This window comes from Vibrio sp. 10N.261.52.A1 (assembly GCF_002876325.1).
In the GTDB taxonomy this organism is placed as follows: Bacteria; Pseudomonadota; Gammaproteobacteria; order Enterobacterales; family Vibrionaceae; genus Vibrio; species Vibrio chagasii.
Map to the genome: position 1 here is coordinate 1 of NZ_MCYD01001069.1, position 7,438 is coordinate 7,438.

Here is a 7,438-nt window from a genome sequence, read left to right on the forward strand (position 1 = left end):
ACAAACGAGAGAAATTCATTAGGGTTCATTTCGATAACGCATTGATGGATATATACCGTCCTGATAGCAGTGTGCCAAAAGAGAGCCAGACGGTGACGGTGTTTACGCACCAGGCTGGTGATCAGGATTGGGTTCGGCACACTCTCCGCTATTCTGACCGTATTGAACCGTAAAGAGTATCACGCATTTTTAGATCACTTTCCTATTGAGTTCCGCTATTCTTATGCAGAGTTCAGATGAAGTGACTACAAAGCTAGTGTAGGGATAGGTTGGCTTTATATACCCAAACTTCTTGAGGCTGTTTGGGTACATGTCGTTTCTAGAGAAGGTAACGTGGCAATGGAACTGTCGATGGAATCTTTAATATTGGTGTTCTTTGCACCCGCATTTGGCGTATGCATGCTACTTGAGCTTCGATACCTTAGGAGGAAAGGGCAAGCCGACTATAGCCCAAGAGAAGTCCTTTGTAATCTGGCATTGGCAGCGCTACATCAAAGTGCGGATTTGCTCGCCACATTTCTTCTTATGCCTTTTTTTCTTTGGTTACACCAGTACCGGGTTTGTGACATAACCTTGTCCCCGCTAACCGTACTTGCCGCGTTCCTACTGCAGGATTTTCTCTATTATTGGTTTCATCGTGCGTCTCACCGAATAAACTGGCTTTGGGCATCTCATGTTGCTCACCACAGCTCCCCCAGAATGAATTTTTCTACGGCATTTCGTCAGAGCCTGACTTACCCCATTTCCGGCATGTGGTTGTTCTGGACGCCGCTCATATTCGTGGGTTTTCCACCGCGTTTGATTATCGCCGTAGTTGCTATCAACTTGGGTTTTCAGTTTTTCGTTCATACCCGGGTGGTTAAGCGGCTAGGCTGGTTGGAGTACGTACTTAACACACCTTCGCATCACAGGGTTCATCACGCCATCAACCCGGATTATATAGACCGTAATTACGCTGGCGTTCTGATTATCTGGGATAGGATGTTCGGTACTTTTACGCCGGAGCGAGACGGTATCATGATTGGATACGGTATTACTGAGCCAGTAGCCCCATGGGAGCCGTTGACTGTGACATTTCATCGTTGGAAAAAGATGCTTTCCAATGTTTTCACATCGGAAGATGCTTCTCTTAGTCAGAGGCTCTGGTACATAGTCGGCCCTCCGGACTACCGTGATATCAAAGAAAGGAAAGGAAAATAACGGCCAGCTTTATTCGCACATGGACGCTATTTTTCGAGTTAGCCCACTCATCTCTTTTAGGGTTTTGTTGTGATTTTGACCGAAATGACGGGAGTTTGATAAAGGTGTGAACTTTGTTTCATCTCGCTCTGGTTGGTTTTAAGTAACTGTTTTAACGCTATAAAAAAGCTGATGGGATCCATTAATTTTCAAACATAACCGGTGAGTGCTTTTTGCTCGTTTGACTGAGATCACTAAATACTGACAATCAGCTCCTAAATCAATAGGGGGCTGAATGACCAATCTTGAGACGCTGGCGTCTTGTATCCATACACTTGCCGAACTTGCAGGGAAAACAAAACCGCAGTGGCAATGTCAGGACGAGGAGCCAACGACCACTAAAAAGCTATTGCCTGACATTGGCAAGCACTACGACGTAAAGCTATCTGAAAAGCGTACGGCGTTAGCAAAAGTGCCGCAGAATCGTTTGCCGCTCATTTTTTGTGACCACAATGGGCACTACACCATTCTGGCAAAGATGAACGAAGAGCAAGCACTGATCCAATCGCCTTTTGGTGGGCAGCCAGGAATTGTGAGCTTGGATGAGCTTGCAATTATGTGGGGCGGGACGGTCGTTTTCTGCCACTTCAAGCAGAACAGATTCGATATACGCTGGTTTATACCTGAATTTCTTCGCTATCGAAGTTTGTTGGGCAAGATTCTCGTGTTCTCTTTGATGTTACAGCTGTTGGCGCTTATCAGCCCACTCTTTTTCCAAGTTGTGATGGACAAGGTGCTGGTGCATTCCGCTTTGTCGACGCTGGATGTCCTAGTGTCGGTGTTGGTGATCGTTGGTATCTACGAAGTGGTTCTCCGCGGCCTCCGAGAATACCTTTTTGCCCACACTACCAACCGCATTGATATACGGCTCGGGGCAAAACTGTTTAACCACCTGCTTTCGCTCCCCCTGCTGTACTTCAAAAGCCGTCAGGTAGGCACCATAGTTGCGCGGGTACGTGAACTTGATAGCATCCGCGAATTTCTAACCAGTTCAGCTATGACCCTCGGTGTCGATGTCGCGTTCAGCTTCGTCTTCTTTGCCGTGATGCGCTATTTGTCTTCTGATCTGGCGATATTGGTGTTGGCCACCCTGCCGTTTTACTTTTTCCTTGCTTGGGGAACTGGGAAGCGACTCAACGGGGCTGTTGAACACCAGTTCCAGTGTAGCGCCAAGAATACCTCATTCATGACCGAATCCGTTGCCGGCATCCAGACGCTGAAAAGTTTGGCTATCGAGCCAATGATGCAACGCCGATGGCACGGACAGGTTGAAGAGTTTGTAGGTGCGAACCTCCGTACCCAGACAATCAATAATCTTTCCACACAGTCTGTTCAGTTGCTGCAAAAAGTGACGAGTGCCGTGGTGATCTGGTATGGCGCCACTTTAGTGATGAAATTAGAAATCACGATTGGACAGTTGATTGCGTTCAACATGTTGCTTTCCCACGTTCACCAACCGCTGGGTAAGCTGGTCGACTTATGGCAGCAGTATATTCAAACGCGGGTGGGTGTCGAGGCATTGGGCGACATGCTCAATTTGCCCGGTGAGCAAGAGTCGGGCGCGCAGAAGCTGGAAGGCGGGCTGAAGGGCAAAGTGGCGATTAATCACCTGATCTTCCGCTATAGCCCAGATGCAGACCCGGTATTGAAAGGCATTAATCTGGATATCGCCGCTGGGGAGAGTATCGGCATTGTTGGCCCTTCGGGGTCAGGAAAAAGCACCATTACCCGCGTCATCCAAAAACTCTACCTGCCCGAGGCAGGGGAGATCTTGATTGATGATATCCCCTTGAATGATTTATCCGCCACGGAGCTCCGGTCGCAAATTGGTGTGGTTTTGCAGGAAAACTACCTGTTCAACCGTACTGTTCGGGACAACATTGCGCTGAAAGATCCTAGTGCTGAATTCGACGCCATTGTCAACGCGGCAAAGCTTGCCGGTGCCCATGACTTCATTTTGAAACTGCCTATGGGCTACGACACTGTATTGTCGGAAGGCGGCACCAGTTTATCAGGTGGTCAGAGGCAGCGCGTTGCCATTGCGCGTGCGCTGCTGGGGGATCCGAAAATATTGATCTTAGACGAAGCAACCAGTGCGTTGGATGACGAAAGCCAAGAAATTATCCAAAAGAACATGGCGCAGATTTGTCAGGGTCGGACCGTTATTACGATTGCTCACCGGCTCTCCACTGTTCGAGGCTGCAATCGGATCATCACTGTTGAAGCAGGCATGCTCACCGAGAGCGGTAGTCACGAAGCGTTGCTGGAAGCGAAGGGGACATATTCCCGTTTGTGGCAGCTCCAAACTGAATTGAAGCAAGAAGAAACCATTTAATATGAAGAAAATAATGTTGGCTCTATGGCAGAGATTGCTCTCAAAGCGCAAAAAAACCTCAGCCAGTGAGTATGAGTTCCTGCCCGCCTACCTAGAGGTCGTCGAACGCCCTGCTAGCCCGCTTGCACGGACAAGCGCCATGCTGATCACCCTGCTACTTGTAGGCACCTTGATCTGGTCTATTGTCGGTCAGTTGGGTATTCATGCCAGTGCGACAGGACAGGTTATCGTCTCGGGCCGATCCAAATTTGTTCAACCTGTTTCTCAGGGCGAAGTACAGGATATCTTGGTCAAAGACGGGCAACACGTTGAGAAAGGTGAAATCCTTATCCGACTGAACCCAACCGGTGCGAAGGCAGAGCTTGCGCGGGTGACAAGCCAGTATCACTACACCCAGATGGAACTGGCGCGTTATCGCGCCCTGACCAAAGGGCAGGGAGTCTCAATGGCCCAGTTCGCCATTCCTGAAGGTATCTCGTCGGTCTTGGTTGAAGCATCAAAAGCCGCCTTGCAATCTGATGTATTGGAAATCAGGGCGCAGATGGAAAGCGTGGATGCCGAGCTTGCTGTGAATCGCGCGAATTACAAGGCGACCAAGGCTGAGATCCGGTCACTGGAAACCTTGCTCAAGAATGTGACGACACGCCTTTCAGCCCGTCAAAAACTGGCCGAGAAAAAATCCATTGCTCAGATGGAAGTGATGGAGCTTGAAAAAGAGCTTCTCGATAACCAACGCAGCAAACAGCAGCAGCTATCACGCCTCAATGTACTGAATGCTGAGCAAGATAAGCTGATGGAACAAAAAGACACTTACCTTGCAACGAAACGTAAGGAGTTCCAGAGCAAGCTTAATGAGCTGGAAGGGAAGCAGGCAGAGCTTCGCCAAGAGCTGGTTAAGGTCAGTGAAGCAAACCGACTTCAACAACTTATTGCACCCGTGAGCGGAACCATTCAACAGTTGCAGGCCAATACTCAGGGAGGCGTGGTTCAAGCAGCAGAAAAGTTGATGGTTATTGTCCCTGATGATGCGCTGCTTGATATTGAGGTCATGTTGCTGAACAAAGACGTCGGTTTTGTGGTTCCCGGTCAAATCGCAGAGGTGAAAGTCGACACCTTCCCCTACACCAAATATGGCACCTTGTCCGGTACAGTCATTACTGTATCACGTGATGCTGTTAAAGATGAAAAGCTAGGGCTGGTGTTCCCCGCGCGGATCCGCCTAGCGCAGAATACCATTGATATTGAAGGCAGGCAGGTAGCGATTCAACCCGGAATGAGTGTGGTGGCTGAAATTAAAACCGGCAAGCGCCGAGTGATTGAATATCTCCTTAGCCCATTGCAGCAATACCAAGCCGAATCATTAAGGGAGCGATAATGAACAGGGGTAATGCTGAACTCAAAGCAACACTTGATACGCTTGGTTTGCTCGCCGACAAATTCGACTGCCGTGCAGATACCGCACAGCTTTCGCATAGGTTAGGGCGAACAGATGGTCAGATAGACGATATTGATCTGAGGCGAGCGGCGACATGGAGCGGTCTGAAAGCCCGTATCGAATCTGTGGATGTCGAGCAGCTCGAGCGGTTTCCTGCTCCTTTTATGGCGCAAACCAGTGAAGGTTGGATCATCGTCAATGAAATCACGGCCGATGCAGTGGTAACAGAAGGCGCAGCTGGCAACGTCGAAGCCGACAGGACAATATTTGAAGACGTCTATCAGGGGCGTATCCTACTGGCAAGGTTAGGAGAGCCCGCGCCACCGGCCGTTAAATTCGGATTTAGCTGGTTTATTCCTTCAATCAAAAAACATAAGCGCCAGTTTGTGTGGGTGATTGCGGTGTCGTTGATGCTACAAATCATTGCACTTGTCTCACCCAAGTTGTTTGAAAACATCATTGATAAAGTCTTGGTTAGCCGCAGTCTATCAAGTTTGGAAGTGTTGGGTTTTGCCATGTTGGCCTTGGCAGTAATGGAACCCATCTATGGTTTGCTAAGAAACTGGTTGTTTGCCAACCTCTCCAGCAAGGTCAATGCCGAATTGTCATCCCGGCTCTATGCGCACCTGACGGGATTGCCGTTGAGGTATTTTGGCGAGCGGCAGACAGGTCAGATCATCGCACGGGTCAGGGAAATGGATCATATCCGGCAATTCCTGACAGGATCTGCACTCACCCTGCTGCTAGACATGGCTTTTGTCGGGCTCTTCGTTGCGGCCATGTTGGCCTACTCCGTTAAATTGACCCTCGTGGTTTTGGCGAGTTTGGTGGTGTATTTTTGCTTCTGGCTCGCGGTCGGTCCCGGTTTGAGAATGCGTGTGAATACCGAATTCGAACGAGGAGCCGACAGCACCGCAATGCTAACAGAAGCGGTTACGGGTATTGAGACAATCAAAACAAGCGCCACGGAAGCGCGTTTTGATCGCCGGTGGCAGCAACAGTTGGCCAGCTTCGTCAATGCGTCATTTTCTGCCACTAAATACGGTATCTGGGCTGGACAGGGAATTGGCCTGATCCAGAAGCTGACTGCCGCCGCCTTGCTATGGTGGGGTGTGAAGCTGGTTATGGAAGGAAAGCTGACGCCGGGAGAGCTGGTGGCATTCAATATGCTATCTGGTCACGTTACTCAGCCCATATTGCGTCTGGCGCAAATGTGGCAGGACTTTCAGCATACCCTGATTTCCCTGCGCCGGGTTGGCGACATTCTGGATACGCCGTGCGAAGCTGGCAGTGAAGGGCTGGCGTCGGTATCAGAGCTTGAGGGGCGGGTGGATTTTGAAAATGTCCGCTTCCGCTATGCTGAAGAAGCACCTGAAGTGCTCAGGGGGCTGTCTGTTAGCATCGCGCCCGGAGAGTTTATTGGCATTACGGGTCCATCTGGCTCTGGTAAAAGCACAGTCACCAAACTTCTTCAGCGACTCTATGCCCCGACCAACGGACAGGTAATGGTTGATGGGCTTGACCTCGCGATTGCTGATCCGGTTCAGCTTCGTCGCCAAATGAGTGTGGTTCTTCAAGAGAGCCACCTGTTTGCAGGTACCATCACCGAAAATATCCGGATGAACAACCCCAATGCAACCGATGAAGCGGTGGCAGAAGTGGCGAGGATGTCGGGTGTGGAGGACTTTGTGCCGGATATGGCGCAAGGGTATGACACCCAAGTCGGTGAAAAAGGCGGCATGCTATCCGGAGGTCAACGGCAAAGAATCGCGCTGGCAAGGGCGCTGCTGTCCAATCCGAAAATTTTGATTCTGGACGAAGCCACCTCGGCGCTGGATTATGAATCTGAGTCTGCCATCATGGCGAACATGCCTGAAATATGTAAAAACCGCACAGTTATCAGTATTGCCCACCGCTTGAACACGATTCGCCACGCTGATCGTATCCTTGTCGTCGATGCTGGGACACTCTCTGAGCAAGGCTCACACGACGAGCTGCTCGAAAAACAAGGCACCTATGCCAAACTCTGGGATTTGCAAACAGCAGGATAAAGTCCTAATGGCCATGGCTGCATGATACAAAAGGCTCCTTTACAATAAATTGTAGGAGCCTTTCTTAAAATAATTCCTTCCATAATTTGTTCCAACCAGACCAAGTGCTGATGGCTCCGCCGCTTCTTGCCTAGATCGCCGCAATAAGCGGCATTGACTATTAGTAGAAAGGCCTAATATTTCCTCAGTTGTAGCTAGGGTGACTGCCCGAGTTGCCAAATTGTAGAATCTCTATCGGCGTTATTGATCAAATAATCATTGGGGAAGTCCCCTACAAAGGGCCTCCCTCATTTGTTCTGATCCGCCAAAAATGGACACCTGCGTTATATTGGAATGATACCAATCGAAATAAATATCTGGTCACCCTTGCTGGTTAAA

Annotated in this window: 4 protein-coding genes; all 4 read left to right on the forward strand. The window is 49.7% G+C overall.

Annotated features, from left to right (window positions below):
* The first annotated feature begins 339 nt into the window (after positions 1 to 339).
* The 4 genes from BCT81_RS23090 (at position 340) to BCT81_RS23105 (ending at position 7,060) form a co-directional block, all read left to right on the forward strand.
* The gene (locus BCT81_RS23090; RefSeq protein ID WP_102425987.1) at positions 340 to 1,200 is read left to right on the forward strand and encodes a sterol desaturase family protein; all 861 of its coding nucleotides are present in this window, start codon (positions 340 to 342) and stop codon (positions 1,198 to 1,200) included.
* A gap of 274 nt (positions 1,201 to 1,474) precedes the next feature.
* Entirely contained in the window at positions 1,475 to 3,574 is a 2,100-nt protein-coding gene (locus BCT81_RS23095; protein WP_102425988.1) for a type I secretion system permease/ATPase, read from the forward strand.
* A gap of 1 nt (position 3,575) precedes the next feature.
* Positions 3,576 to 4,949 carry an HlyD family type I secretion periplasmic adaptor subunit gene (locus BCT81_RS23100; RefSeq protein ID WP_102425989.1) on the forward strand — a complete coding sequence of 458 codons (1,374 nt, stop codon included), beginning with the start codon at positions 3,576 to 3,578 and terminating at the stop codon, positions 4,947 to 4,949.
* Positions 4,949 to 7,060 (forward strand): type I secretion system permease/ATPase, encoded by a 2,112-nt coding sequence (locus tag BCT81_RS23105; RefSeq protein WP_102425990.1) that lies wholly within the window; start codon positions 4,949 to 4,951, stop codon positions 7,058 to 7,060. The genes BCT81_RS23100 and BCT81_RS23105 overlap by 1 nt, the downstream gene beginning before the upstream one ends.
* The last annotated feature ends 378 nt before the right edge of the window (positions 7,061 to 7,438 follow it).

What these genes read in the sequence shown, in the direction of transcription:
- BCT81_RS23100 (WP_102425989.1), top strand. Translation starts at nt 3,576, where the DNA reads ATGAAGAAAATAATGTTGGCTCTATGGCAGAGATTGCTCTCAAAGCGC.
- BCT81_RS23095 (WP_102425988.1), top strand. Translation starts at nt 1,475, where the DNA reads ATGACCAATCTTGAGACGCTGGCGTCTTGTATCCATACACTTGCCGAA.
- BCT81_RS23105 (WP_102425990.1), top strand. Translation starts at nt 4,949, where the DNA reads ATGAACAGGGGTAATGCTGAACTCAAAGCAACACTTGATACGCTTGGT.
- BCT81_RS23090 (WP_102425987.1), top strand. Translation starts at nt 340, where the DNA reads ATGGAACTGTCGATGGAATCTTTAATATTGGTGTTCTTTGCACCCGCA.